Genomic DNA, 24319 nt, shown 5'->3' with positions numbered 1-24319 from the left:
GCGGCGCGTGCTCCGGCCGCCTGACCCTCTTTACCTGTCCGCCCCGACCGCCTGACCGCACCGGCTGGCTGATGGCTTCCGCCGCGCTCAGTCGGACAGCGCGTCGCGCAGGTCGTGCGCGCCGGTGGTGCCGTCGTGCAGATCCAGCCCCGCCGCCAGCGCCTGCAGGTGCTCACGCATCTGACGCTGCGCCTCCGCCAGCGCGCCGCGCCGCAGCGCCGTCAGGATCGCCTCATGCTCCTCGCACTGACAGCCGGAACCCGCGCCGCGCTGATAAAGCGCCACAATCAGCGAGCTGCGGATCAGCAGGTTCTCGAGAATATCGCTGAGTACCTGATTACCGCTCAGCGCGGCCAGCAGCCGGTGAAACTCGCTGAGCGCGCGTGCGCCTTCGCGGCGATCTGTCCCCTGCAGGGCGGCCCGCTCCGCGACGCGCTGAGCGGCCATCGCCGCCTCGCCGGCGCGCAGCGCTTCGGGGGTGATCTGCGCCAGAATGGCGTGCTCAATCGCCTGGCGGGCAATGAAGATTTCCCGCGCCTCGCGGGCCGTTGGCTGCGCCACGCGCGCGCCGCGATGAGGTTCAATTTCAACAATCTGCTGCAGCGCCAGCCGCTGCAGCGCCGCCTGCACGTGATTACGATTGGCCTGCAGCGCGTCAACAATCTGCGCCTCCACCAGCCGGGCACCCGGCGGCAGCCGCTGCCGGACAATGGCCGATGCCAGCGACTCAGTAATCCGCTGCACTTCGCGCTGTTTCGCGCTGAGCGGCGGGCTCACGGGGCAATCGTCCGTCGGAAGAAGCGGCTGTCCACCTGCATGCGCGGAAAGTGCACCGGCAGCTGCTCCGCAGCAACGTCCGTGAAGCCGTGTTTCCGATAAAAGCGCTGCGCTGCCAGAAACTGCGCGGTGGTGCCGAGCCAGATGTCGCGCAGCCCGCGCCGGCGGGCGTGATCCAGCAGCGTCGTCAGCAGCCGGGCGGCGACGCCGTGGGCGCCCCCGCGCCAGTCGGCAGCGACAAACAGTTTGCGTAGCGCCCCCTGCCCGTCGCCAATGTCTTTCAGCGCGATGCAGCCCACTACCTCGCCGCCTGCCAGCGCCAGCCAGAATCCGCCGTCGCCCTGCAAATAGTAGGGCGCCACGTCTTGCAAATCCGGCTGCTGGGCGGCGGTGATCGCCAGACCAAACTCGGCGGTCTGAATCGGCAGGATCAGCCGGAGCAGCGCCGGACTGTCGCCGGGCCGCCAGGGGCGGATCGCAAGGAGGTCGTCGGTCATCGGCATGGGCTCCAGAAGTTACTTTTTTGAGTAATGACTGTAAACGGCTTTACGCCACATTTTCAATGCCTGCGGCCACAAAGCCGCACACAACTGGATACATCCTCGCAAGGACAGTAACAGCGCGCGGCGCTATAACCGACCGCATATTATCCTGTCGGCGGAGCGCCCGTGTTTCGATCGTTTTTTCCCCGTCCGGGGCTATTTTTTGCCAGCCTGGTCGGCTGGTGCCTGTTTGCCATTCTGTTCTGGTTCGCCGGCGCCCGCGACTGGGTGACGCCTGCACCGCTGCCCGCCAGCGAGCTGCGCTTTATCGCGCCGTCGATGCTGTGGTTTTATCTCTATTTTCTGCTGGCGACCCTGCTGTTCGCCGGGACGTGGATGTGGCTGCGGCCGCATCCCTGGCAGCGCTGGTCGATCCTCGGTTCGGCGCTGATTGTGTTTAATACCTGGTTTTCGGTGCAGACCGGGGTGGCGGTGAACGACTGGTACGGGCCATTTTACGATCGGATCCAGCAGGCGCTGACGCACCCCAACACTCTGCAGGCCAGCGTGTTTTACCGCGAGATTGGGGCTTTTCTCAGCATTGCCGGCGTGGCGGTGGTGGTGAGCGTGCTGAACCTGTTTTTCGTCAGCCACTATGTTTTTCGCTGGCGCAGCGCGATGAACGATTACTACCTGCGCGACTGGCCGCGCCTGCGCCATATTGAGGGCGCCGCCCAGCGAGTGCAGGAGGACACCATGCGCTTCTCCTCCACGCTGGAGGAGATGGGGATCAGCCTGATCAACGCGGTGATGACGCTGATTGCATTTCTGCCGGTGCTGGTGTCGCTGTCGCACCACGTAAAAACCGTGCCGCTGCTCGGATCGATGCCCTACGCGCTGGTGGTGGCGGCGATCGCCTGGTCACTGCTGGGCACCGGCCTGTTGGCGGTGGTTGGCATCAGGCTGCCGGGCCTGTCGTTTCGCAATCAGCGGGTAGAAGCGGCCTACCGTAAAGAGCTGGTCTACGGCGAGGACGACCCGACGCGGGCGCGTCCCGCCACCGTGCGGGCGCTGTTTAGTCAGGTGCGGAAGAACTACTTCCGCCTCTACTTTCACTATCTCTACTTCAATATTGCGCGCGTGCTCTACCTGCAGGTGGATGCCGTATTCAGCGTGATCGTGCTGTTTCCGTCGATCGCCGCCGGGGCGATCACCTTTGGCATCATGACGCAGATAACCAACGTATTTGATCAGGTGCGCGGTGCCTTTCAGTATCTGATTACCTCATGGAGCACGCTGGTCGAACTGATGTCAATTTATAAGCGCCTGCACAGCTTTGAGCAGGCGCTGGACGCGCCGGAGGGCGACCCGGTTACCCCTGCGCCAGCGCGCTGAATACCCGCGCCACGGCGCTGGCCCCCGGATCGACCACCCCGGCCAGGTGAGCGGCGTTCAGATAGGCCGAACGGCCCGCACCGGCGCGGGTCATCTGCGCGGTGGCGACGGCCCCGGCTTCTGCGGCCGCGGCGGCGGCGCTCAGCGATTGCCCGGCGGCCAGCGCGCGCAGGGCCGGATCGAGGGCATCAATCAGCGTCCGGTCGCCCGGCGCCGCGCCGCCGTAATACTGCATCTGCGCCAGCCCCGCCTGCAGCGCCTGCGGCAGCGGTAGCCCTGCCGCCAGCTGCTGACCGGTGACGCTGCAGCCAATCGACAGCAGCACGCCGCTGGAGCCGCCCATCACCGTTGCCAGCTTTTCACCCAGCGCGCTGAACAGCGCCGCCGGCTGATCGAGCGGCAGTTCGCGCTGCGCCAGCGCATCGCGGATCGCCTGCGCGCCGGCGGCAAAGGTGGATCCGGTATCGCCATCGCCCACCTTCGCATCCAGCGCGTTCAACGCGGCCTCAGCCTGCAGCAGGGTATCCGCCACGATCGTCAGCAGCCGGGCACGTGACGCATTCTCCGAAGGCGGGGCCGCCTGACGTTCAGGCAGGATCGCCGCCTGCCAGCGCGGCGGCTGCGGCGCGACCAGCGGTGCCCAGCAGGTCACCTCGACCGGTGCTGCCAGCGCCGCCTCGCGTGCGGCGTCCAGCGCCAGCAGCGACAGCGAAAACCCCTTCATGTCCAGCGCGCTGACCAGCGTCACCGGCCCGATGACGCCCGCGATGCGATCGCCCAGCGGGCCGCGCAGCACTTCGCGAGTCAGCAGCGCCATCTCCAGCTGCGAGAAGCCCCCCAGGTTGTTAATCAGCAGCGCCTGGCGCGCTTCCGGTCGCGCGGCGGCCAGCGCCTGCGACAGGCGCTGAACAATCTCCCGGCTGTCCTGACTGGGGAGCGTCTGCGCCCCCGGTTCGCCGTGGATGCCCATGCCCACTTCGCAGCTGCCGGCCGGCACGCGCGTTTCCCGCGCCTCGCCGGGCAAGTGGCAGCTGCTGAAGGCGACGCCGATACTGGCGAGCGCGTCCGCCGCTCCCTGTGCCGCCGCGGTGACCGCGGCCAGGTCCGCCCCCTGCTCCGCCGCCGCGCCGGCAATTTTATGCACCAGCGCGGTGCCGGCCAGGCCGCGCGGCTGCGGGTTGTCCACCAGCGCGATATCGTCTTTGACCATCACCATGGCCACCGCATAGCCCATCTGCCGCGCCCGCTCCGCCGCCAGACCGAAGTTGAGGCGGTCGCCGGTGTAATTTTTAACGATCAGCAGGCAGCCCGCGTCGCCGGTGACGTTGATGATGGCGGTGAGCACCGCTTCGACGCTCGGCGAGGCAAAAATATCGCCGCACACCGCCGCCGTGAGCATCCCTTTGCCCACCAGGCCGGCATGCGCCGGTTCGTGGCCGGAGCCGCCGCCGGAAATCAGCGCCACCCGCTGGCGATCCCAGTCGCGGCGCACCACCACGCGGATCCCGTCTCCGGCGTCCAGTCGCGCGAGGTTGTGCCACGGCGCGCTCTGCAGCAGCCCCGCAATGGCGTCGTTGACCAAATCCTGTTTGTGGTGCATAAAAAATGCGTTCATCACCTTGTCCTTATGGGTTGAGCGGCGAAACGGCCCCGCCGCGTCTGGAAAATTTTTGCAACATCCTCGTTCCGGTCGCGGCGCCCGCACCGGGCGCCGCGCGGCGGCAAACCGGCACTCCGCCGCGCCCGGAAAAATTGTGCCTGCCGCCAGCCAGTGACTACCCTTAACAGACGGTGTCAGATAAAAACATCGGATCGGCGGTCAGCGCTGGCGCAGCGCAGAGGCCGCCTGCCACACCCTGGCGATTACCTTTATTGACTATGGGCGGCTGTTCCGCCCGCGAAATCAGGATTGAGCAATGAAAACATCTCCACCCTGGTGGCAACACGGCGTCATCTATCAAATCTATCCTAAGAGTTTTCAGGACACCACCGGCAGCGGCACCGGCGATCTCGCCGGTGTGATCCAGCGCCTGGACTACCTGAAGCGTCTCGGCGTAGATGCCATCTGGCTGACGCCGTTCTACCTTTCGCCGCAGGTGGATAACGGCTATGACGTCGCCAACTATACGGCGATCGATCCGGCGTTTGGCACCCTCAACGACTTTGACAACCTGGTGGAGCAGGCCCACCAGCGCGGGCTGCGGGTGATCCTTGACATGGTGTTTAACCACTCCTCTACCCAGCACCACTGGTTTCACGAAGCGCTGGATCGCGACAGCCCGTACCGCGACTACTATATCTGGCGCGATGCGCGCGATAACGGCGTGCCGAATAACTGGCGCTCTAAGTTTGGTGGGCCCGCCTGGCGCTGGCATACCGAGAGCGGCCAGTACTACATGCACCTGTGGGCGCCGGAGCAGGCTGACCTGAACTGGGAGAACGGCCAGCTGCGCGCTGAGCTGAAGCTGATAGTCAACTTCTGGGCCGACCGCGGCATCGACGGCCTGCGCCTCGACGTGGTGAATCTGGTCTCCAAACCGCAGGATTTTGCCGACGATCCGCACGGCGACGGCCTGCGCATGTATACCGACGGTCCGCGCATTCACGAGTTTATGCGCGAGATGAGCCACGATGTGTTTCAGCCGCGCGGCCTGATGACCGTCGGTGAGATGTCGTCCGCCACCCTTGAACACTGCCAGCGCTACGGCGCGCTGGACGGCGAAGAGCTGTCGATGGTGTTCAGCTTTGATCACGTCGAGGTCGACTTCTGGCAGGGGCAGAAATGGACGCTGACGCCGCTGGACCTGGTGGCGCTGAAGCGCATCTTTACCCACTGGCAGCAGGGGATGCATAACCGCGCCTGGAACGCGCTGTTCTGGTGTAACCACGACCAGCCCCGGGTGGTGTCGCGCTGGGGCGATGAGGGACAGTATCGCGTCGAATCCGCCAAGCTGCTGGCGATGGCGCTGCACGGGATGCAGGGCACGCCGTATATCTATCAGGGCGAAGAGCTCGGGATGATTAATCCCCACTTTACCCGCATCATCGACTACCGCGATATCGAAAGTCATAACATGTATGCCGAACTGCGCTCGCAGGGGCGGGACAGTGAGAACCTGCTGGCTATCTTACGCAGTAAGTCGCGCGATAATGGCCGCACGCCGATGCGCTGGAACGGCAGCGAAAACGGCGGCTTTACCGACGGTACGCCGTGGATTGGCATGGGGGAACGGCTGGAGACCATCAATGCCGAGGCCGCCGAGGCCGATCCGGATTCGGTGTTTTACACCTATCAGCGGCTGATCCAGCTGCGCAAACGGCTGGATGTGCTGACCTGGGGGGACTACCAGGATCTGCTGCCGGATCATCCGTGGCTGTGGTGTTACCAGCGCCACTACCGGGGCGAGACGCTGGTGGTGGCGGTGAACCTCAGCCGCGACGGCCACGCCTGGCATCCGCCGGCCGGCGACGGCAACTGGCAGGTGCTGATGCACAACTATCCCGACCCGCGCCCCGCACTGGGCCAGATGATGCTGCGCCCGTTTGAGGCGGTGTGGTGGTATCAGGGGGCGGAAGCCGACCGCGACTAAACGCCGGGATCGTCGAGGAGCGCGGCAATCTCCTCCTCGCTAAACGGGCTGGCGACCTGTTCTTCATCGAACAGGCTGTCGGCCAGTTCGGCCTTGCGCGCCTGCAGCGAAACAATCTTCTCTTCGATGGTACCGGCGGTGATAAGCTTGTAGACAAATACCTGCTTGTGCTGGCCGATGCGGTAGGCGCGATCGGTGGCCTGCGCCTCGGCCGCCGGGTTCCACCAGGGATCGTAGTGAATCACCGTATCCGCCGCGGTGAGGTTCAGTCCGACGCCGCCGGCTTTCAGACTGATGAGAAACAGCGGCACCTCGCCGCGCTGAAAACGCTGTACCGGGGTGGTCCGGTCGGCGGTGTCGCCGGTCAGCATCACCCAGGGGATCTTCACCTTGCTCAGCTCGCTGGCAATCAGCGCCAGCATGCCGCTGAACTGAGAGAAAATCAGGATGCGCCGCCCTTCGGCCACCAGCCCGTCGACCAGATCGCGCAGCAGGCTGAGCTTGGCGGATCCCTTAACCTTGCCCGCCGCCTCCAGCCTGACCAGCCGCGGATCGCAGCAGATCTGCCGCAGTTTGAGCAGCGCATCCAGCACCCGCACCCGCTGACGCTGGCTGGGCTGCTGGCGCGCGCTGTGCCGCAGCTGGGCCTGCAGCGCCAGCCGCACGGTCTCATACAGATCGCGCTGGGCGCCCTCCAGCTCAACTTTGCGCACGATGGTGGTTTTGGCCGGCAGTTCGGTCGCCACTTCGCTTTTACGCCGCCGCAGGATAAAGGGCCGAATGCGCCGGGCCAGCAGTTCGCGGCGCAGCGTGTCGCCCTGCTTCTCAATCGGCTGGCGCCAGCGCAGGGTAAACTGCCGCTCGTTCCCCAGCCAGCCGGGCAGCAGGAAGTCAAACTGCGACCACAGCTCGCCGAGGTGGTTTTCCAGCGGCGTGCCGGTCAGGCAGAGCCGGTGGCTGGCCTCCAGCGCGCGCACCGCCCGCGCCGCGCGGGTGTGGCTGTTTTTGACATAGTGCGCTTCATCGAGGATCAGCAGGTGCCACGGCTGCTCACCGAACACCGCCAGATCGCGCCACACCAGCGCGTAGGTCGTCAGCACGACATCGGCCTCGTCGCGCTGCGCGAACGCCTGCCGCCGCCCGGCGCCGGTCAGTGCCAGCACGCGCAGATCGGGGGTGAAATGCGCCGCCTCCTGCTGCCAGTTCCACACCAGCGAGGTCGGCACCACCACCAGCGCCGGGCGGGTCAGGCGGCCGGCCTCTTTTTCGGTCAGGATATGCGCCAGCGTCTGCAGGGTTTTTCCCAGCCCCATGTCGTCGGCCAGCACGCCGCCCAGGTGGTGACGCCGCAGAAACTGCATCCAGCTCAGCCCCTGCTGCTGGTAGGGACGCAGGGTAGCGCGCAGCCCCGCCGGGGGCGGCACGCTGTCAAGCCGGGCCCCCTCGCGCAGGCGCTGCGCCAGCTCGCGCACCGCGCTGTCGCCGCGAAACTGCCAGCGACCGCTCTGCTCCAGCGCGCTCAGGCGGCCGGCATCCCACGGCGGAAGGCGCAGCGCGCCGCCGGTTGGCTGGTCAAACAGATCGATCAGGTTGCGCACCAGCGGCTTTAGCCGCTGCGCCTGCACCACCAGCCGGATGCCGCCGTCGGTGACCAGCTGCACCCGCTCCCGATCGTCGATGGCGTCCGGCTGACTAAGCCAGCGCGGGTCGCGGGCGAACAGGCTCGCCAGCAGCGGCTCCAGCCGCAGGGTTTCGCCATTGACCTCGACCCCGAGGCTGAGATCGAACCAGCCGCCCTCACCCTGCTGCGCCTCACCGTCAATCTGATCGATCTCGATAACGTTGTAGCTGAAATCGTCAGCCATCGTCACCTGCCACCCCTGACGCCGCAGCTGCGGGATGCCGTCCCGCACCAGTGCGTACCAGTCGTCATATTCCAGCGGCGCATAAAAGCCCCGCGGCAGCGGCGTCGGCGTGTACAGGTGGCGGGTCGAGATTTTGTAGAGCGACGCGGCGGCGAGCTGCGCCAGCCACTGCCGTTCGCGGGCCAGATCGCGTGGCACGCAGCGGGGCGGATCGCCCGGCAGGCTCACGTGGGTGGCATCGCTGCCCGCATCGATCTGCACATCGCCGTAGGCAAACCAGACCGCGGCATAATCCAGCGTTTTTTGCCGGTGACCGTAGCCGCCGTGACCGCTGATAAACGCCGAACGGGATTCCAGCATCAGCAGCGGACGTGGCTCGATGACGGCGAGGGTCATACGACCTTCCGCCGTGGGCAACGGTAATGAACGGGCATGAAAGGGGTGTCCTGCGCAGCAAATAGCAGGCCAGTGTAGAGGGTTTTGGCGACCGGATTCAAGTCGGGGCGGCCCGTGCCGCCCGATTGGTTAAAGGCTGCTCACCCGCGGGCGGCCGCCGCGCCGTTACCAGGTCATGCAGGCGGCGTTCAGGATCCCCGCCGCCAGCGATACGCCGCCAAGAAAAATACCGGCCGCCAGGTGGTTGGCCGCTATTTTTTCGCCGATGCGCGGCAGATACAGTTTGACCAGGCCGAACATCAGCAGCTGTACCACCAGCGCGACCGCGCCCCAGATCAGATAATCGACAATGCTGACCGAATTGACCGCCGCGCTGGCCAGCGGGATGACGTAGCCGAGCAGCGCGCCGACGAAGCCGATGGCCGCCGCCGGCTGATTGTCTTTGATCAGCTGCCATTCATGGTGCGGCGTGATGCGGGTATAGATAAATAAGAACGCCAGCACCATCGCCACGCCGAGAAAGAAGTACGACGCAAACGCTAACAGTGAGTGAAGCAGAAGCATGGTTTTTCCCTAAACAGTCCCAAAGGTAAGGCGAATAATACGTGAGCGATTCACGCCTTCCGCCCGGTTTTACAAAACCATACTTAACCCGCCTGCCGCGATGCCGCCGAGAATCACCAGCGCCAGCGCCAGCCACAGTGCCCGCGCCGGAAACACCTGGCGCAGCATCAGCAGCGAGGGCAGGCTGAGCGCCGGCAGGGTGATCAGCAGCGCCAGCGCCGGAGCAGTGCCCATCCCGGCCAGCAGCATCGTTTGCACAATCGGGATCTCCGCGGCGGTGGGGATAACAAACAGCGCGCCGGCGATCGCCATCACCACGACCCAAAACAGGCTGTTGTCCACCGCGCCATCGGCGTGGGGAAACAGCCAGACCCGCGCGGCACCCAGCGCCAGCACCGCCAGCAGATAGACCGGAATGGTGGCCCAAAACAGCGACCACAGCGCCCGCCCCCAGCGACGCAGGAACGGCGCTTCCGCCCCCTGTACAGCAGCGGCGGCGGCGGGCGGCGAAACCGGCGCGGGAAAGCGCCGCTGGATCAGTGCCGCAATGCCGACCACCAGCACCGCGCCCGCCAGCAGGCGCAGCAGGGCAAATGGCCAGCCGAGTACCAGCCCCATAAACACCAGCGTGCCCGGGTTAAGCAGCGGATTCCCCAGCCAGAATGCCATCGCGGCGCCGGAGGAGACCGAACAGCGACGCAGGCCGGCCGCAACCGGCGCCGCGCAGCAGGAGCACATCATGCCGGGCAGCGACAGCAGCGTCCCCCATAGCGTGCTGCGGTGTTCACCGCGGCCCAACGTGCGCGTCAGCCAGCGCCGCGGGATCAGCACCTGCACCAGCGAGCCGAGCAGCACGCCCAGCACCGCCGCTTTCCACACCGCGAGGAAATAGTGTTGCGCATAAAGCCATGCTGCCTGCCAGGGCGTCGCGGCGCCGTCCGCGAGGATCGAGCGGCCCAGCGAATGGGAGTCAGCGGCGAGCCACGCTTTGGTCCAGTAGGGCTGCCATTTGACAAGGCTTAATCCGATGATGACCACGGCCAGGAACAGCAGCGGTTTCCACCACGCAAAGGTCGCCCTTGCATCGGCGGGTGAGACAGTGTGCGACATGATAAAGGTTCCGTATTCAGCCTGAATAACGGCCCGAGCAGCGTCGGCCAGTGAAGCCAACAGCTTAGCGCGTTCTGGAAAAAGGAGAAAAGTGTATCGCGCAGGAGGATGATGGCCGTATGCCGCCGGACATCGTTTGTTACTTAATTATTTTGTTGAATATAAACGTTTTTTAGCCATCAGGCAGCCAACAGGTTGCGTCAACCGGCTTTTCTACCAGACTTAAACCCTGACGAAAAATGACGGGAGGATAGGATGAGCAAGACGATTGCGGTACTGATCGCAGACGATTTCGAAGACAGTGAGTTTACCTCTCCGGCCCAGGCGTTCAGGCAGGCCGGCCACAAGGTGGTGACCATCGGCCTGCAGCGCGGCGACGAGGTGACCGGCAAACAGAAAGAGGCTTCCCTGACGCTGGACAAGGGCATTGATGACGTGACGGTGGCGGAGTTTGACGCCCTGCTCCTGCCCGGCGGCCATTCACCGGATACCCTGCGCGGCGATGCGCGCTTCGTCGATTTTACCCGCGATTTCGTTCACAGCGGTAAGCCGGTGTTTGCTATCTGCCACGGTCCGCAACTGCTGATCAGCGCCGGCGTGGTGAAGGGTCGCCAGCTGACCGCGGTAGGCAACATTGCCATTGACCTGAAAAACGCCGGCGTGGATTTCCACGACGTTGCCGTACTGGTCGACGGCCAGCAGATCGTGACCAGCCGTACACCGGACGACCTGCCGGACTTTAATCGCGAGTCGCTGAAGCTTCTGTCAGCCTGATCGCGCCGGCCCCACGGTGGTGGGGCCCCGCCCCGCCTACTGCGCCGCTTGCCAGACCAGCTTGGTACCAAATCCCAGCGTATTGTCGGTCATTTTCAGCTCGCTCAGCCGGATTTCCCACAGCGTGGCCGACTGGCGGGCGGCGATCGGGAAGCGCCGGACATAGGCGGCGCGCGCCTGCTGCTCCGCGGCCCCTGCCAGCGGCCGCGCCGCCCCTGCAAACTGCACGCCTTTAATCCGCGCCACCGATTTCGGCTGGCCGCTCACCGTGCCCGCCACCTGCGGCTGGCGCAGCAGCAGCGTACCGTGGCGGGTCTGCACGTCGCTCATTATCCACAGCACCGCGCTGGCGGGATCACACACGTAGTAGCAGCTGGCACACCAGAGCTCGCCGTCGGCCTGACAGGCCAGCGTCAGCACGTGCTGTTTTTTCAGGTAGCGGGTTATCGCGGCGTAAGGGTCGGGCAGGGTCATGGCGGCTCCGAAGGTTGTGAACGCGGCAGCAGAGTGTATCATGCCGCAAACAGGATGCAGGAGAGTCAGGCCATGAGCACGCTTCCCCCGTGGCAGCTCTATATGATTCAAACCGCCGCCGGTGCGCTGTATACCGGCATCAGCAATGACGTGATCCGCCGTTTTCGCCAGCACCAGCGCGGCACCGGCGCACGCGCGCTGCGCGGTAAGGGGCCGCTGCTACTGCAGTTCAGCTGTCCGGCGGGCGATCGGGCCTCGGCGTCGCGGCTGGAATACCGGGTCAAGCAGCTGAGCCGGGCGCAGAAGCTGCAGCTGATTGCGGAGCAGCCCGCCTGCGTGGCGGAGTGGCTCAGTCAGGCAGGTTAAACGGCGCGGCATACTCCACGTGCCCTTCGGCGTCATCAAAGGCGCCGTCCGCCAGCTTGCAGACCAACAATGCGCTCTCGCTATTGGGCCAGCGGCTGCGCAGACGATGGTGCCGGGCCGGCTCAAAGCCCAGCCGCTGATACCAGTTTGCGTCACCCAGCACCACCACGGCCCCGTAGCCAAACTCGTTGAGCGAGTCGAGACTTTCCCGTACCAGCTGGGTCCCAATGCCCTGGCCGCGCACGCTGCCGTCAACCGCCAGCGGCGCCAGTCCGACCCAGTTCTGGTCGACGCCGTTGATGGAGACCGGACTGTAGGCCACGTAGCCCAATACCTGGCCGTCATCGTCCACCGCCACCATGCCCAGGGTCAGCAGCCCGTCTTCACGCAGCTGACGGACCAGCCCGGCTTCGGCCGCTGTGGAAAAGCAGCGGCGCAGCAGCGCATCAATACCTGCGGCGTCCACGCCAATTTCTGTGCGAATTAACATTGTGCACCTGCGCGATCCTCGCGGGAAATCGCGTCCTCATTCACCCGGTTTACCGCCGCAAACCGGTTACAGAAGTGTCTGGCAGACGGCATCGTCTGCCTCCTCAGCGGGTCGCTTAGCCCGCCGCAGCGTGGCAATGATGCAGCGGGCTCCCCGCGCAGTCTGCCACCATCGCGGGCAACGCGCCAGCCCTCTACGTCAGCGGAGGCACGCGCCGGGCCGCGCGCCTGTCTCGCCGGCGCTGGCGCCAGCGCCCGACGCCGACGCCCAGCAGCGCGTAGCACGGCCCCATCAGCAGCAGCACGCCAACTTTCGGCAGGGTGTGCTGCCAGGGAAGCCCCATCTGGTTGACGCTGGCTAACACCTGTACCGCCCAGGTGGACGGCAGCAGGTGGCTGAATACGCTGACCCACACGGGCATCGACTGCAGCGGAAACAGCGTACCGGAAAGATAGTAGACCGGGGTGGTGACAAACGACAACGTCAGATAAATATGCTCAGTACGATCGAGGCATTCGGTGAGCAGCTTACCCAGCCCCAGCACCGCCAGCAAAAACGCGAAGGTCAGCCCCAGCACCGCCGTGACGCTGCCGGTCTGGCGATAGCCCATCACCCACGGCCACAGCAGATAGAGAATGGCCGAGAGAAACAGCCAGATTGGCAGCAGCGCGCTCAGCGTGCCCAGCACCTCCGCCAGCGGCAGCGGGCCTCTGGCGCGCAGCATCAGGTTAATACGGGTGCTGGCCAGCAGCAGCGAGTGCTGCAGCAGCATGATCAGCAGTCCGGGAAAAATGATCGCCGCAAAGCCAATCCCGGGATTGAACACGTCCTGCGTTTGCCCGATAAACGGCGCATTGAGCGCGGCGGCGCGGGTGGCATCCATGCCGCTGAGCTGCAGCCGCTTCTGCTGATAGTCGGCCACCAGCTGCTGGTAGGCGGCGGTGACGTCCATTTGTATCTGTCCCCCGGCCAGCCGGTTAGTGGCGTCACCGTAGACCGGAATGGTGACCGCCTTGCCGGCGAGGATCTTTTTTTCCAGATCCTGCGGCAGGATCACCACCGCAAACAGCCGCCGCCAGCCGAGATCGCGCAGCGCCGCCGGCAGGCGATCGTAATGGATCGTGTCGATTTTTGCCGTGGCGCCCAGATCGCGCGCGATGCGGTAGCTGGCGCGTGAATGATCCATATCCACCACCGCCACCGGCAGATCCCAGACGCTGCCGCGAGCGTAGATCATGCTCATCAGGCAGAGCGACACCATCAGCAGCAGCCACATCGGCCGGGTCAGCAAACCGGTCAACGTGCGGCTGAAAGCCTGCCACCAGCGCATCATGATGGCGGCTCCGGTCGACTGAGACGCTGCGGCAGCCGCCGGCGGAGCAGCAGCGCCACCGCCAGCGGATAGAGCAGCAGCACGCCGCACACGCTGAATACCGGCCGCGCCGGAACATCGCGGAGAAACAGATCGAACATCGCCGCCAGCGCGTGGGTGAGCGGCTGCAGTTGGGCGATAATTTGCGCCGGCAGCGGCATGGATAACTGCGGAATGGCAAGTCCGGAGAAGGCCAGCGCCACGCCGACAAACATCCCGGTGAAGGTGTAAGCATACAGCGCGCTGGTGGTGAAGCTGTAAAGCAACAGGCCGAGGCTTTGCGCTGCCATCACGTAGCACAGCGCCACCAGCAGCATCAGCAGCGGATTGCCGACCACCCGGGCATCGAAGAAGCCGACCAGCAGCGCCAGCTCGACCATCAGCAGCGTGGTGAAGCTGAGGGTGTAAGGCAGCAGTTTCCCGAGCAGGGCCATGACAAAATGGCGCTGAAAGATCAGCGGGCGGCTGCGCGCCAGTACAAAGATCATGCAGGTGACCACAAATAACTGCGTCAGATGAATGACGGAGCCAAACTGCTGATAATAGACAAAGCTACCGCTGGCGTTGAACAGGCTGTCATAGACCATGCTGACGCTGGCGGCTGGCGGCAGGACCTGGCCCGTGGCAGCGCTGAGCCGGATGGCATATTGCTGATTAAGGGTGCTGACCAGCCCGGTAAAGTCCTGGGTGGAGTAAAAACCCGCGCCGAAGATCAGCGCGTTGTACCAGAAGGTGACGCGCGGCTGCTTGCCAGCCAGGGTGTGTGCTTCAAAGTTTTCCGGGATCCACAGCAGGCCGTAGGCGCCGGTGCTCTCCATCTCGGCGCGCGCCGCCCCCAGCGATCCATTGAACGTGCGGATACTGGCGTGAGAGCCGGCATTAAGATTGCGGATCAGCGTATGCGACAGCTGGCTGTGATCGTTGTCCACGGCCACTACCGGCAGATCCAGCAGCGATCCCTCCGAGAAGTCGCTGCTGATCAGCGCAAACAGCAGCAGCGGAAAGCACCAGCACAGCCAGTGGATCACCGGCTTACGCCAGGCGTTGCGCACCTCACGCGTGAAGGCGTGGCCAAAGCTCCGCAGAGCCGGATGGGTTACTCTTCCCATGCCCACAGCGCACTCATCCCCTGCCGCAGGCCGGGAATGGGCCGCAGCGGATAGAGGCGCACCTCAAAGGTTTTTAAATCAAAATCACCGGTGGCGCGGGTGGCGCGCCGGGTAGCGTAGTCCCCGAGCGGCGCGATATAGCGCACCTCGGCCTCGATCCGCTGATCGTTGAGCGCCGGCACGCGAACCGTGATCCGATCGCCCTTGCGCACATGGGCGAGGATATCTTCCCGCAGATCGAAAACAAAATAGGCGCGATCGAGACGCAGCAGGGTCAGCAGCGGACTGGAGGCGTTGAGCAGCTCGCCCTCTTCGGCCGGGATTGGCCCCACCTCGCCGGCCACCGGCGCGCGCACCTGCAGCTCCTCAACCACCGCGTCGATTTGATGCAAATTTTCTTCTGCGGCGCGCAGCGCGGCCATATATTGCTGACGCTGCTCAAGGCGATCGCCGTTCAGCCCCTGGTCAAGACTGGCCTCCGCCGCGCGCATCGCCTGCCAGGCACTCTCTTTGGTCTGGAACGCGTTATCGCGATCCTGCGCGGATAGATAGCCCCGCGCCGCCATGCGGTTGTCGCGCTGCCAGGTCGTTAGCGCCTGGCGATACTGCGCCTGGGCCTGCAGCCAGTTAGCGCGCAGATTGCGCAGGCTCTCTTCGCGGGTGCCGTCAAGGGATTCTGCCAGCTGGGCGGCGGCCTGGTCGCGAGAGGCCTGAGCGCCGCGCTGCTGCGCCAGCAGCTCCGGCGCGTCTAATCGCATCAGCAGCTGTCCGGGCCTGACGTCGTCGCCGCGGTGCGCCAGCCGCTCGACGACCCGACCGCGGGCCTTGGAGGTGACGATCACCTCCGGCGCGTCCACTTCGCCCTGCAGCAATAAATCGCCGCTGTGGGCGCGAAACAGCACAATCAGTGCCACCACCAGTAGCATAAACAGGAGAGTCAGGAACGCGCGCTTTTTCATTTCCGCGTGCTCTCCCCACTCTCTGGCCGCTCTCCGGATCCCTGGATCATGACGCTTCCCTGTCTCAATAAATTACCTGCATAGGTAAAAGGTTATACCCCGACTCCGACGGCCGGTAATCACCTATCGTGCGCACCGAGGGCAGAAAACGCTTAACGCCGGTGATAAAAAACGGGAATACTGGTGAAAATGTCACCCTTCGATTAAGCGAGTTGTTGTATGGCTGTCTCCTCCTCTTTTCCCCTCTCCGTGCTCGATCTGGCGCCGATTCCGCAGGGCGCGGCGGCACGCGACGCGTTTCATCACTCACTGGCGCTGGCACAGCAGGCTGAACAGCTGGGCTACCACCGCTACTGGCTGGCCGAGCACCATAATATGACCGGGATCGCCAGCGCCGCCACGTCGGTGCTGATCGGCTATCTGGCGGCGGGAACGACCACCTTGCGCCTCGGCTCGGGCGGCGTGATGCTGCCGAACCACGCTCCGCTGGTGATCGCCGAGCAGTTTGGCACCCTGGCGTCGCTGTATCCGGAGCGCATCGATTTGGGGCTTGGCCGCGCGCCGGGCTCGGATCAGCGCACCATGATGGCCCTGCGCCGCCATCAGTCCGGCATGGTGGATACCTTCCCGGACGATGTGCGCGAGCTGCTGGGCTGGTTTGATGCCCCGGCGGATGCCCGCCTGCCCGTGCAGCCGGTTCCGGGTCTGGGCATGCGCATTCCGGTGTGGCTGCTCGGATCCAGCCTGTACAGCGCCCAGCTGGCGGCGAAGCTGGGTCTGCCGTTTGCCTTTGCCTCACATTTCGCACCGGAGATGCTGCAGCAGGCGCTGGCGCTGTATCGCGAGCAGTTTGTGCCGTCGGCGCGGCTGGAAAAGCCGTGGGCGATGGTCTGCGTTAACGTGGTGGCCGCGGACAGCGAGCGTGATGCCCGCTTCCTGTTCACTTCCATGCAGCAGCAGTTTGTGAACCTGCGCCGCGGGCAGCCCGGGCCGCTGCCGGCGCCGGTTGAGGATCTGCAGGCGCTGGCCACGCCGGCCGAGCTGTACGGCGTGCAGCAGGCGCTGAGCCTGTCAATCGTTGGCGATGAAACCGCGGTGCGCGACGGGCTGGCGCAGCTGCAGCGCGATACCGGCGCGGATGAAGTGATGGTGAATGGACAGATCTTTGACCACCAGGCGCGAATGCACTCCTTTGCGCTGGCCATGGCGGCGCGTAACCGGCTGTAACGCGGCGCCAGGCAGCCGACAAAAAAAAACCCGCCGAGGCGGGTTTTTTTACAGGTTTACGGCTCAGGCGTCACGGCGACGCATCGGCGCGCTGTCGTCGCGGCGCGGACGGCTGCCTTCGCGACGCTCACCGCTGTAACCGCCGCGCGCGGCACCGCCTTCGCGGCGATCGCTGAAGCGACGTCCACCTTCACCACGGCCGGCACCGCCTTCGCGACGCTCACCGCCGAAACCACCGCGGCCGCCCGGACGACGCTCACCGCGATCGGCGCGCGGCTGCGCGTCTCCGATCAGCTGCATGTTCATCGGCTTGTTCAGGATGCGGGTGCGGGTAAAGTGCTGCAGGATCTCGCCCGGCATGCCTTTCGGCAGCTCGATAGTCGAGTGGGTGCCAAACAGCTTGATGTTGCCGATGTAGCGGCTGCTGATATCGCCTTCGTTGGCAATGGCGCCAACGATGTGACGCACTTCAACACCGTCATCACGGCCCACTTCGATGCGGTACACTTCCATATCCCCCACGTCACGGCGCTCGCGACGCGGACGATCGCCATCGCGGCTGTCGCGACCGCCGCGCTCGTCACGCGCACCGCGACGATCGTCACGCTCGCGGAACTCACGGCGGGCAGGACGCGGCGCATCCGGTGGCAGAATCAGCGGACGCTCACCCTGGGCCATTTTCAGCAGCGCAGCGGCGAGGGTTTCCATCTCCAGCTCTTCTTCTGGCTGCATTTTAGCCAGCAGCGCGCGGTACTGATCCAGATCGCTGCTTTCCAGCTGCTGCTGCACTTTCGCCGCGAATTTAGCCAGGCGACGCTCACCCAGCAGCTCGGCGTTCGGCAGTTCCACTTCCGGAATGGTCAGCTTCATGGTGCGCTCGATGTTGCGCAGCAGGCGACGCTCGCGGTTTTCCACAAACAGCAGCGCGCGACCGGCGCGGCCGGCGCGGCCGGTACGGCCGATGCGGTGAACGTAGGACTCCGCATCCATCGGAATGTCATAGTTAACCACCAGGCTGATGCGCTCAACGTCGAGACCGCGCGCGGCGACGTCGGTGGCGATCAGGATATCCAGACGGCCGTCTTTCAGACGCTCCAGAGTCTGCTCACGCAGCGCCTGGTTCATGTCGCCGTTCAGCGCGGCGCTGCTGTAGCCGCTGCGCTCCAGCGCTTCGGCCACTTCCAGGGTGGCGTTTTTGGTGCGAACAAAAATGATTGCCGCATCGAAATCTTCCGCTTCCAGGAAGCGCACCAGGGCGTCAGTTTTACGGCCCCAGGCGGTCCAGTAGCTCTGGCTGATGTCCGGACGCGTAGTCAGGCTGGACTGGATACGCACTTCCTGCGGATCGTTCATGAAGCGCTTGGTGATGCGACGAATCGCTTCCGGCATGGTGGCCGAGAACAGCGCGGTCTGATGACCGTCAGGGATCTGCGCCATGATGGTTTCGACGTCTTCGATGAAGCCCATACGCAGCATTTCATCGGCTTCGTCCAGCACCAGGCCACGCAGGTTAGAAAGATCCAGCGTACCGCGCTTCAGGTGGTCAAGCAGACGGCCCGGAGTACCGACAACGATTTGCGGTCCCTGACGCAGGGCGCGCAGCTGCACGTCGTAGCGCTGGCCGCCGTAGAGCGCCAGCACGTTGACGCCGCGCATATGTTTGGAGAACTCGGTCGCGGCTTCCGCCACCTGCACCGCCAGCTCACGGGTCGGTGCCAGCACCAGAATCTGCGGTGCTTTCAGTTCAGGATCGATGTTGTTGAGCAGCGGCAGGGAGAACGCTGCCGTTTTACCACTGCCGGTCTGAGCCATACCCAGCACGTCGCGCCCGGCCAGCAGATGAGGGATACACTCAGCCTGGATCGGGGACGGTTTGACGTAGCCCATGTCATTAAGGGCTTCAAGGATGGTGCTTTTCAGGCCAAGATCGGAAAAAGTGGTTTGAATATCAGTCATGTAGTACACGTGCCTCTTAGATTGCGGCGGCCAGTCTACATAACTCATCGTGAAAATTTTGCATCATTTTCATTGAAAAGTGTGAACCGGCTCAAATTAGTTGTTTTGACGAACAGCAAAGCCCTCACCCGCAGGGATGATGACTTTAACAGTGCTCAGGCAAAAAATGTTCGTCAGCTATTGCTGGTCAGATTCTGATATGTCGTCTTGTGTCTGGCCTAACAGGGCCAGCTCCAACAATGCGTATCGGTGTTCAACGTAGTTGTTCACGTTGTTGGCAACCGTCAGCTTGAACAACGCTTCAGCGTTGTCCTTATCCCCCAGACTTAGGTAGTGCTTACCTAAATAGAAGTTGGTTTCACTGAGATGTTCAGCGAGCGAGGTGTTATCCGTTGCGTCCGCCTTGAGACGTTCCATCAGCGTCTTTTCACTGATGTCGCCCAGGTAGAACTCGACAATATTCCATCCCCATTGGTCTCTGTCCGCTTTGTCGTAACGCTGCTTCAGCGCGACTTTGGCCTGGTCGGCGTCTATCCGTCGTTCGTCGAGATAGAGCCAGAGGCTACGGAAAGGATCGTTAGGATCGTCTTGATAAAACGCCAGCAGATCATCTTGCGCTAACTTGTATCGACCGCCGTAATAGAGGGCGATACCACGATTTAAATGCGCATAGTTATAAGTTGGATCAAGCTCAAGTACAGAATCGAACGCTTCATAGGCGGCATCAAAGTTGCCCGCCTGCGTAAGATAAATGCCTAAGTAATTGAATACTTCAGGCATATCCGGTCTGATGGCCAGCGCTTGTGAAAAATCATTCCGCGCCAGCGCACGCAAACCGAGACTATCATACAACACTCCGCGCTCATATAACAGCTGTGCGCGTTCATCATCGCTCAATGCGCGACTGGCAAGTATTTGTTCCATGCGTGCCAGGATGACTTCCTGCTGCAGCGTGGGCTGCAACGGGACCGCCAACTCTGCATTCTTACGCCAGTCGGTGTTGCTGCATCCAGACAGCGTTAACGCTGTCGCAACGAAACACCAGCGCAAAAAAGGCTTCATTTCCCACTCCTGAAAACAAACATGGGGATAAGCATCCCGTTATCCGCCTGCCGCGCGCAAGGTGTTGGGCCTCGCGATGAAAACCGACCTGAGGCGGCCCGATCGCCGCGGGTGTGCGGCAATCGGGCCACCATCAGGTCAGAATGAGCGATGATGGCTGTGGTACTTATTCGGCGTCCGGCGCAGTCACCGCGGCGGCTTCAGGCTGGGCCTGCTGCTCGCTGGCTTCTTTGATGCTCAGACGTACGCGGCCCTGGCGATCCACTTCCAGCACTTTCACCGGGACTTCCTGGCCCATCTCCAGGTAATCGGTCACTTTCTCAACGCGCTTATCCGCGATTTGTGAAATGTGCACCAGGCCCTCTTTACCGCCGCCGATGGCCACGAAAGCGCCAAAGTCAACGATGCGGGTCACTTTACCGTTGTAGATGCGGCCGACTTCGATCTCTGCCGTGATCTCTTCGATACGGCGGATCGCGTATTTCGCTTTCTCGCCGTCGGTCGCGGCAATTTTCACCGTGCCGTCATCTTCGATCTCGATGGTGGTACCGGTCTCTTCGGTCAGCGCGCGGATAACCGAGCCGCCTTTACCGATCACATCTTTGATCTTATCGACGCTGATCTTGATGGTGTGGATACGCGGGGCAAACTGAGAAATATCGCCGCGCGGCGTGCTGATGGCCTGCTCCATGACGCCGAGGATGTGCAGACGCGCACCCTTCGCCTGGTTCAGTGCCACCTGCATAATTTCGCGGGTGATGCCTTCAATTTTGATGTCCATCTGCAGCGCGGTGATACCGTCGCGGCTACCGGCCACTTTAAAGTCCATGTCGCCGAGGTGGTCTTCGTCACCCAGAATGTCGGACAGCACCACAAAGTTCTCGTCGTCTTTCACCAGGCCCATCGCGATGCCGGCCACGGCCGCTTTGATTGGCACGCCCGCATCCATCAGCGCCAGGGAGGCACCGCAGACGGACGCCATGGAGGAGGAGCCGTTAGATTCGGTGATTTCAGACACCACGCGCACGGTGTACGGGAAGGCATCGCCTTTTGGCATCACCGCCAGCACGCCGCGCTTCGCCAGGCGACCGTGACCAATTTCACGACGCTTCGGCGATCCGACCATGCCGGTTTCACCGACCGAGTACGGAGGGAAGTTGTAGTGGAACAGGAAGCTGTCGGTACGCTCGCCCATCAGCTCATCCAGGTTTTGCGCATCGCGGGCGGTGCCCAGCGTCGCGGTCACCAGCGCCTGCGTTTCACCGCGGGTGAACAGCGCCGAACCGTGGGTACGCGGCAGCACGCCGGTGCGCACGTCGAGGCCGCGGATCATGTCTTTTTCACGGCCATCAATGCGCGGTTCGCCGCGCAGAATACGGCTGCGCACGACATTTTTTTCCAGCGTGTGCAGGATGTCGCTGATTTCGCCAGCATCCAGCGCCTCATCTTCGGCCTGCAGAGCCGCCGTGACGTCGGCTTTGATCGCGTCAACCTGCGCGTAGCGCGCCTGCTTCTCGGTGATGCGATAAGCGTCGCTCAGGCGCGCTTCGGCCAGCGCCGCAACGCGCGCGTTCAGGGCGTCGTTCGCCGACTCGGGCTGCCAGTCCCAGCGCGGTTTACCCGCTTCGGCCACCAGCGCGTTGATGTTCTCAATGACGATCTGCTGCTGATCGTGGCCAAAGACCACCGCGCCCAGCATCTGCTCTTCGCTCAGCAGTTCGGCTTCGGATTCCACCATCAGGACCGCGCCCTGCGTACCGGCGACCACCAGATCCAGCTTGCTCGCTTTCAGCTCGTCGGTCGTCGGGTTCAGCACGTACTGATCGTTGATGTAACCGACGCGCGCGGCACCGATCGGACCGTTGAACGGCAGGCCGGACAGCGCCAGCGCCGCTGACGCACCAATCATCGCCACGATATCCGGGTTAACCTGCGGGTTAACGGACACCACGGTGGCAATCACCTGCACTTCGTTCACGAAGCCTTCCGGGAACAGCGGACGGATTGGGCGGTCAATCAGGCGAGAGGTGAGGGTTTCCCCTTCGCTCGGACGGCCTTCACGACGGAAGAAGCTGCCCGGGATACGGCCGGCGGCGTAGGTACGTTCCTGGTAGTTAACGGTCAGCGGGAAGAAGTCCTGACCCGGTTTGGCTTTTTTCTGGCCCACGACGGTGACGAACACCGCGGTGTCATCCATGCTAACCATAACCGCTGCGGTGGCCTGACGAGCCATCATACCGGTTTCCAGCGTGACGGTGTGTTGACCGTATTTGAACTGACGAATAGTCGGATTCAGCAAAATAATTTCCTTGACGTCGGGACGAGCCAGACGGGCTGGCCTGTCGGGGATTGCAATCTCTGCTGCATCCTCGCGACTAATGACAATCCTCTCCCTGACGCGCTTCAGGGCAAGGTCTCTCATTAGCCGCGCGAACCTCTGCATCCAGAGATCATTCTCAGCAACAATACATGACTTTAGTCATAATTGCTGCCGTGTGGTGGAAAAAAGGGGCCCTGAGGGCCCCTTTCTAGCGAAACTCGCTTCAATCCGATCGGGCACCGCGGCGGCCGTGTAACGGGTTTGCGCGCCATGCCGGGCGAATTTTTCAGACTTAGCGACGCAGACCCAGGCTTTCGATCAGGCTGGAGTAGCGCGCAACGTCTTTACGCTTCAGATAGTCCAGCAGCTTACGACGCTGGGATACCATGCGCAGCAGACCGCGGCGGCTGTGGTGGTCTTTTTTGTGCTCAGAGAAGTGACCCTGCAGGTGGTTAATCTGAGCAGTCAGCAGTGCAACCTGTACTTCGGTAGAACCGCTGTCGTTAGTACCACGACCGTATTTAGCAACGATCTCTGCTTTAGCTTCTACGCTTAGAGACATAATGAACTCCGGTATAAAGATGAATGAAGGTGGCCGATCTCTAATTCAGCGCACCCATGATAAAGCCGCGATATTCTACTCCGCGCCACTGCTGATAGCAAATGCGCCGTTACTGCGGAAACTCGACCACCAGCCGACGCGGGGCAATGCGGCCATCGTCGGCCACTTCGCCCATGCCGATGAACGCCGCCGCTTCGCCTGCGGTGACCCGCACCAGCCCGGAGGCCGGAGCCCCGGATGCCTGCACCGGCATGCCCTGCTTAAACCAGGCGGCCGCCGCGTCCGGCAGATTGACAACCGGATAGTCGGCGGCCGGGCTGTCCATCGGCATCAGCAGCTCATCGAGTCTCTCGCCGACCGCCACGCCTTCGCTGTCGGCCTGTTCCGCCAGTGCGCGCAGCGCATCCAGCGTTACCATCTGTGCTACAGGGTAAGTGGCCACTTGCAAACGTCGTAACAGGGTGACGTGTGCGCCGCAGCCCAGCTTTTCCCCCAGATCGTCAATGATGGTGCGAATGTAGGTGCCTTTCGAGCAGTGGATTTCCAGCTCCAGCTCCTGCCCTTCATGACGAATAAACAGCAGCTCATAGACGGTAATGGCGCGCGCTTCGCGCGGCACCTCAATGCCTTCCCGCGCATACTCATACAGCTTACGCCCCTGGTACTTCAGCGCCGAATACATTGAGGGCACCTGCTGCGTTTCGCCGCGGAAGCTCTCCAGCGCCTCGTTCAGCTGCTCAGGAGTAAAAGTGAGTGGTCGCTCACTAATTACACTGCCGTCCGCGTCAGAGGTGTCAGTGCGCTGCCCCAGACGCGCAATCACCCGATAGCGCTTGTCGGAATCCAGCAGGTAGCGGGAGAACTTGGTGGCTTCACCGAGACAAATCGGCAGCATACCGGTGGCCAGCGGATCCAGCGCACCGGTGTGGCCGGCTTTGTTGGCCTGAAACAGCCGCTTTACTTTTTGCAGGGCATCGTTGGACGAGAGCCCCTGCGGCTTATCCAGCAGCAGCACGCCGTGGATGTCGCGACCGCGACGGCGAGGACGGCTCATTACGCTTCCTTATCGTCTTCCGTGGCCGAGCGGCGCGCGTCGTCCTCTTTGATAACGTTGCTGACCAGGTTTGACATGCGCATCCCCTCAACCAGCGAGTTGTCGTAGAAGAAGGTCAGCTCCGGCACAATGCGCAGGCGCATGGCTTTACCCAGCAGCGTGCGGATATAGCCTGAAGCATCGCCCAGTGCGCGCAGGCCGGCCTTGATTGCCGCTTCATCTTTGTCATTTAAGAAAGTGACAAACACCTTGGCATAGGCTAAATCACGCGACACTTCCACGCCGGAGACGGTCACCATCATGCCGAGGCGCGGATCTTTGATCTCACGCTGCAGGATGATGGCGATCTCTTTTTGCAGCTCCTGGGATACGCGCTGCGGACGACCGAATTCTTTCGCCATAATTTTTCTCTCCA

General features: G+C 63.3%; 23 protein-coding genes. 5 read left to right on the top strand and 18 right to left on the bottom strand.

What is annotated here, in order from left to right:
* Window positions 1–87 precede the first annotated feature (87 nt).
* Both BS626_RS14100 and BS626_RS14095 read right to left on the bottom strand, forming a co-directional pair.
* Entirely contained in the window at window positions 88–777 is a 690-nt protein-coding gene (locus tag BS626_RS14100; protein WP_075183026.1) for a GntR family transcriptional regulator, read from the bottom strand.
* Entirely contained in the window at window positions 774–1274 is a 501-nt protein-coding gene (locus tag BS626_RS14095) for a GNAT family N-acetyltransferase (protein ID WP_075183025.1), read from the bottom strand. The genes BS626_RS14100 and BS626_RS14095 overlap by 4 nt, the downstream gene beginning before the upstream one ends.
* Window positions 1275–1445: 171 nt before the next feature.
* Between BS626_RS14095 and sbmA the strand changes: the two genes are divergently transcribed.
* The gene (gene sbmA, locus BS626_RS14090; RefSeq protein ID WP_075183024.1) at window positions 1446–2654 is read left to right on the top strand and encodes a peptide antibiotic transporter SbmA; all 1209 of its coding nucleotides are present in this window, start codon (window positions 1446–1448) and stop codon (window positions 2652–2654) included.
* Here sbmA and BS626_RS14085 read toward each other — a convergent pair.
* Window positions 2632–4269 carry a dihydroxyacetone kinase subunit DhaK gene (locus tag BS626_RS14085; protein ID WP_075183023.1) on the bottom strand — a complete coding sequence of 546 codons (1638 nt, stop codon included), beginning with the start codon at window positions 4267–4269 and terminating at the stop codon, window positions 2632–2634. The two genes, sbmA and BS626_RS14085, sit on opposite strands and share 23 nt — an antisense overlap.
* A 301-nt stretch (window positions 4270–4570) precedes the next feature.
* Between BS626_RS14085 and treC the strand changes: the two genes are divergently transcribed.
* Window positions 4571–6244 (top strand): alpha,alpha-phosphotrehalase, encoded by a 1674-nt coding sequence (treC, locus tag BS626_RS14080; RefSeq protein WP_075183022.1) that lies wholly within the window; start codon window positions 4571–4573, stop codon window positions 6242–6244.
* On the opposite strand, the gene BS626_RS14075 is transcribed toward treC, so the two are convergent.
* The 3 genes from BS626_RS14075 to BS626_RS14065 all read right to left on the bottom strand — a co-directional run bounded on the left by BS626_RS14075 (window position 6241) and on the right by BS626_RS14065 (window position 10179).
* Complete coding sequence (locus BS626_RS14075; RefSeq protein WP_075183021.1) at window positions 6241–8505, bottom strand: DEAD/DEAH box helicase; 2265 nt, start codon at window positions 8503–8505, stop codon at window positions 6241–6243. The genes treC and BS626_RS14075 overlap by 4 nt on opposite strands.
* 165 nt (window positions 8506–8670) lie before the next feature.
* The gene (locus BS626_RS14070; protein WP_075183020.1) at window positions 8671–9069 is read right to left on the bottom strand and encodes a DUF350 domain-containing protein; all 399 of its coding nucleotides are present in this window, start codon (window positions 9067–9069) and stop codon (window positions 8671–8673) included.
* Between the two features lie 69 nt (window positions 9070–9138).
* Window positions 9139–10179: a permease gene (locus tag BS626_RS14065; protein ID WP_075183019.1), complete on the bottom strand. Its 1041-nt coding sequence runs from the start codon at window positions 10177–10179 to the stop codon at window positions 9139–9141.
* A 255-nt stretch (window positions 10180–10434) separates the two neighbouring features.
* On the opposite strand from BS626_RS14065, the gene BS626_RS14060 reads away from it, so the two are divergent.
* A complete protein-coding gene (locus BS626_RS14060; RefSeq protein ID WP_075183018.1) occupies window positions 10435–10953 on the top strand; it encodes a type 1 glutamine amidotransferase domain-containing protein in 519 nt (172 codons plus the stop codon).
* Between the two features lie 36 nt (window positions 10954–10989).
* Here the strand turns inward: BS626_RS14060 and BS626_RS14055 are convergent, their stop codons facing one another.
* Complete coding sequence (locus tag BS626_RS14055) at window positions 10990–11427, bottom strand: YhbP family protein (protein ID WP_075183017.1); 438 nt, start codon at window positions 11425–11427, stop codon at window positions 10990–10992.
* Window positions 11428–11499: 72 nt separating this feature from the next.
* On the opposite strand from BS626_RS14055, the gene BS626_RS14050 reads away from it, so the two are divergent.
* Complete coding sequence (locus tag BS626_RS14050; protein WP_075183016.1) at window positions 11500–11793, top strand: GIY-YIG nuclease family protein; 294 nt, start codon at window positions 11500–11502, stop codon at window positions 11791–11793.
* On the opposite strand, the gene BS626_RS14045 is transcribed toward BS626_RS14050, so the two are convergent.
* The 4 genes from BS626_RS14045 to BS626_RS14030 form a co-directional block, all read right to left on the bottom strand.
* Window positions 11777–12283 (bottom strand): GNAT family N-acetyltransferase, encoded by a 507-nt coding sequence (locus BS626_RS14045; protein ID WP_075183015.1) that lies wholly within the window; start codon window positions 12281–12283, stop codon window positions 11777–11779. The two genes, BS626_RS14050 and BS626_RS14045, sit on opposite strands and share 17 nt — an antisense overlap.
* Window positions 12284–12476: 193 nt before the next feature.
* Window positions 12477–13616, bottom strand: a complete 1140-nt coding sequence (locus tag BS626_RS14040) for an ABC transporter permease (RefSeq protein WP_075183014.1) — start codon at window positions 13614–13616, stop codon at window positions 12477–12479.
* Window positions 13613–14770 (bottom strand): ABC transporter permease, encoded by a 1158-nt coding sequence (locus BS626_RS14035; RefSeq protein ID WP_371328504.1) that lies wholly within the window; start codon window positions 14768–14770, stop codon window positions 13613–13615. Before BS626_RS14035 ends, BS626_RS14040 begins: the two co-directional genes overlap by 4 nt.
* A complete protein-coding gene (locus BS626_RS14030) occupies window positions 14752–15723 on the bottom strand; it encodes an HlyD family secretion protein (protein ID WP_075183012.1) in 972 nt (323 codons plus the stop codon). Before BS626_RS14030 ends, BS626_RS14035 begins: the two co-directional genes overlap by 19 nt.
* Window positions 15724–15942: 219 nt before the next feature.
* Between BS626_RS14030 and BS626_RS14025 the strand changes: the two genes are divergently transcribed.
* Complete coding sequence (locus BS626_RS14025; RefSeq protein WP_075183011.1) at window positions 15943–16950, top strand: luciferase-like monooxygenase; 1008 nt, start codon at window positions 15943–15945, stop codon at window positions 16948–16950.
* 63 nt (window positions 16951–17013) lie between these two features.
* Here BS626_RS14025 and BS626_RS14020 read toward each other — a convergent pair whose 3' ends face one another.
* The 7 genes from BS626_RS14020 to rbfA all read right to left on the bottom strand — a co-directional run bounded on the left by BS626_RS14020 (window position 17014) and on the right by rbfA (window position 24305).
* Entirely contained in the window at window positions 17014–18906 is a 1893-nt protein-coding gene (locus tag BS626_RS14020; RefSeq protein ID WP_075183010.1) for a DEAD/DEAH family ATP-dependent RNA helicase, read from the bottom strand.
* Window positions 18907–18922: 16 nt separating this feature from the next.
* On the bottom strand, window positions 18923–18979 hold the full coding sequence (gene yrbN, locus BS626_RS19090; RefSeq protein WP_101242091.1) for a protein YrbN: 57 nt from the start codon (window positions 18977–18979) through the stop codon (window positions 18923–18925).
* Window positions 18980–19083: 104 nt separating this feature from the next.
* Window positions 19084–19968 carry a lipoprotein NlpI gene (gene nlpI / locus BS626_RS14015; RefSeq protein ID WP_075183009.1) on the bottom strand — a complete coding sequence of 295 codons (885 nt, stop codon included), beginning with the start codon at window positions 19966–19968 and terminating at the stop codon, window positions 19084–19086.
* Between the two features lie 166 nt (window positions 19969–20134).
* On the bottom strand, window positions 20135–22267 hold the full coding sequence (gene pnp / locus BS626_RS14010; protein WP_075183008.1) for a polyribonucleotide nucleotidyltransferase: 2133 nt from the start codon (window positions 22265–22267) through the stop codon (window positions 20135–20137).
* A 313-nt stretch (window positions 22268–22580) separates the two neighbouring features.
* On the bottom strand, window positions 22581–22850 hold the full coding sequence (gene rpsO, locus BS626_RS14005; protein ID WP_075183007.1) for a 30S ribosomal protein S15: 270 nt from the start codon (window positions 22848–22850) through the stop codon (window positions 22581–22583).
* Between the two features lie 109 nt (window positions 22851–22959).
* The gene (gene truB, locus BS626_RS14000; protein WP_075183006.1) at window positions 22960–23904 is read right to left on the bottom strand and encodes a tRNA pseudouridine(55) synthase TruB; all 945 of its coding nucleotides are present in this window, start codon (window positions 23902–23904) and stop codon (window positions 22960–22962) included.
* Window positions 23904–24305: a 30S ribosome-binding factor RbfA gene (gene rbfA, locus BS626_RS13995; RefSeq protein ID WP_075183005.1), complete on the bottom strand. Its 402-nt coding sequence runs from the start codon at window positions 24303–24305 to the stop codon at window positions 23904–23906. Before rbfA ends, truB begins: the two co-directional genes overlap by 1 nt.
* Window positions 24306–24319 lie beyond the last annotated feature (14 nt).

The sequence above is a fragment of the Pantoea sp. 1.19 genome (assembly GCF_001922585.1).
Lineage (GTDB): Bacteria > Pseudomonadota > Gammaproteobacteria > Enterobacterales > Enterobacteriaceae > 1-19.
Note: the sequence above shows the minus strand (reverse complement) of the source record. Positions and strands in the feature narration are given on the sequence as shown.

What these genes read in the sequence shown, in the direction of transcription:
- treC (WP_075183022.1), top strand. Translation starts at nt 4,571, where the DNA reads ATGAAAACATCTCCACCCTGGTGGCAACACGGCGTCATCTATCAAATC.
- BS626_RS14075 (WP_075183021.1), bottom strand. Translation starts at nt 8,505, where the DNA reads ATGACCCTCGCCGTCATCGAGCCACGTCCGCTGCTGATGCTGGAATCC.
- rpsO (WP_075183007.1), bottom strand. Translation starts at nt 22,850, where the DNA reads ATGTCTCTAAGCGTAGAAGCTAAAGCAGAGATCGTTGCTAAATACGGT.
- BS626_RS14040 (WP_075183014.1), bottom strand. Translation starts at nt 13,616, where the DNA reads ATGATGCGCTGGTGGCAGGCTTTCAGCCGCACGTTGACCGGTTTGCTG.
- BS626_RS14030 (WP_075183012.1), bottom strand. Translation starts at nt 15,723, where the DNA reads ATGAAAAAGCGCGCGTTCCTGACTCTCCTGTTTATGCTACTGGTGGTG.
- nlpI (WP_075183009.1), bottom strand. Translation starts at nt 19,968, where the DNA reads ATGAAGCCTTTTTTGCGCTGGTGTTTCGTTGCGACAGCGTTAACGCTG.
- BS626_RS14050 (WP_075183016.1), top strand. Translation starts at nt 11,500, where the DNA reads ATGAGCACGCTTCCCCCGTGGCAGCTCTATATGATTCAAACCGCCGCC.
- BS626_RS14070 (WP_075183020.1), bottom strand. Translation starts at nt 9,069, where the DNA reads ATGCTTCTGCTTCACTCACTGTTAGCGTTTGCGTCGTACTTCTTTCTC.
- BS626_RS14045 (WP_075183015.1), bottom strand. Translation starts at nt 12,283, where the DNA reads ATGTTAATTCGCACAGAAATTGGCGTGGACGCCGCAGGTATTGATGCG.
- BS626_RS14095 (WP_075183025.1), bottom strand. Translation starts at nt 1,274, where the DNA reads ATGACCGACGACCTCCTTGCGATCCGCCCCTGGCGGCCCGGCGACAGT.
- BS626_RS14025 (WP_075183011.1), top strand. Translation starts at nt 15,943, where the DNA reads ATGGCTGTCTCCTCCTCTTTTCCCCTCTCCGTGCTCGATCTGGCGCCG.
- truB (WP_075183006.1), bottom strand. Translation starts at nt 23,904, where the DNA reads ATGAGCCGTCCTCGCCGTCGCGGTCGCGACATCCACGGCGTGCTGCTG.
- BS626_RS14055 (WP_075183017.1), bottom strand. Translation starts at nt 11,427, where the DNA reads ATGACCCTGCCCGACCCTTACGCCGCGATAACCCGCTACCTGAAAAAA.
- BS626_RS14060 (WP_075183018.1), top strand. Translation starts at nt 10,435, where the DNA reads ATGAGCAAGACGATTGCGGTACTGATCGCAGACGATTTCGAAGACAGT.
- BS626_RS14085 (WP_075183023.1), bottom strand. Translation starts at nt 4,269, where the DNA reads ATGAACGCATTTTTTATGCACCACAAACAGGATTTGGTCAACGACGCC.
- BS626_RS14065 (WP_075183019.1), bottom strand. Translation starts at nt 10,179, where the DNA reads ATGTCGCACACTGTCTCACCCGCCGATGCAAGGGCGACCTTTGCGTGG.
- BS626_RS14020 (WP_075183010.1), bottom strand. Translation starts at nt 18,906, where the DNA reads ATGACTGATATTCAAACCACTTTTTCCGATCTTGGCCTGAAAAGCACC.
- rbfA (WP_075183005.1), bottom strand. Translation starts at nt 24,305, where the DNA reads ATGGCGAAAGAATTCGGTCGTCCGCAGCGCGTATCCCAGGAGCTGCAA.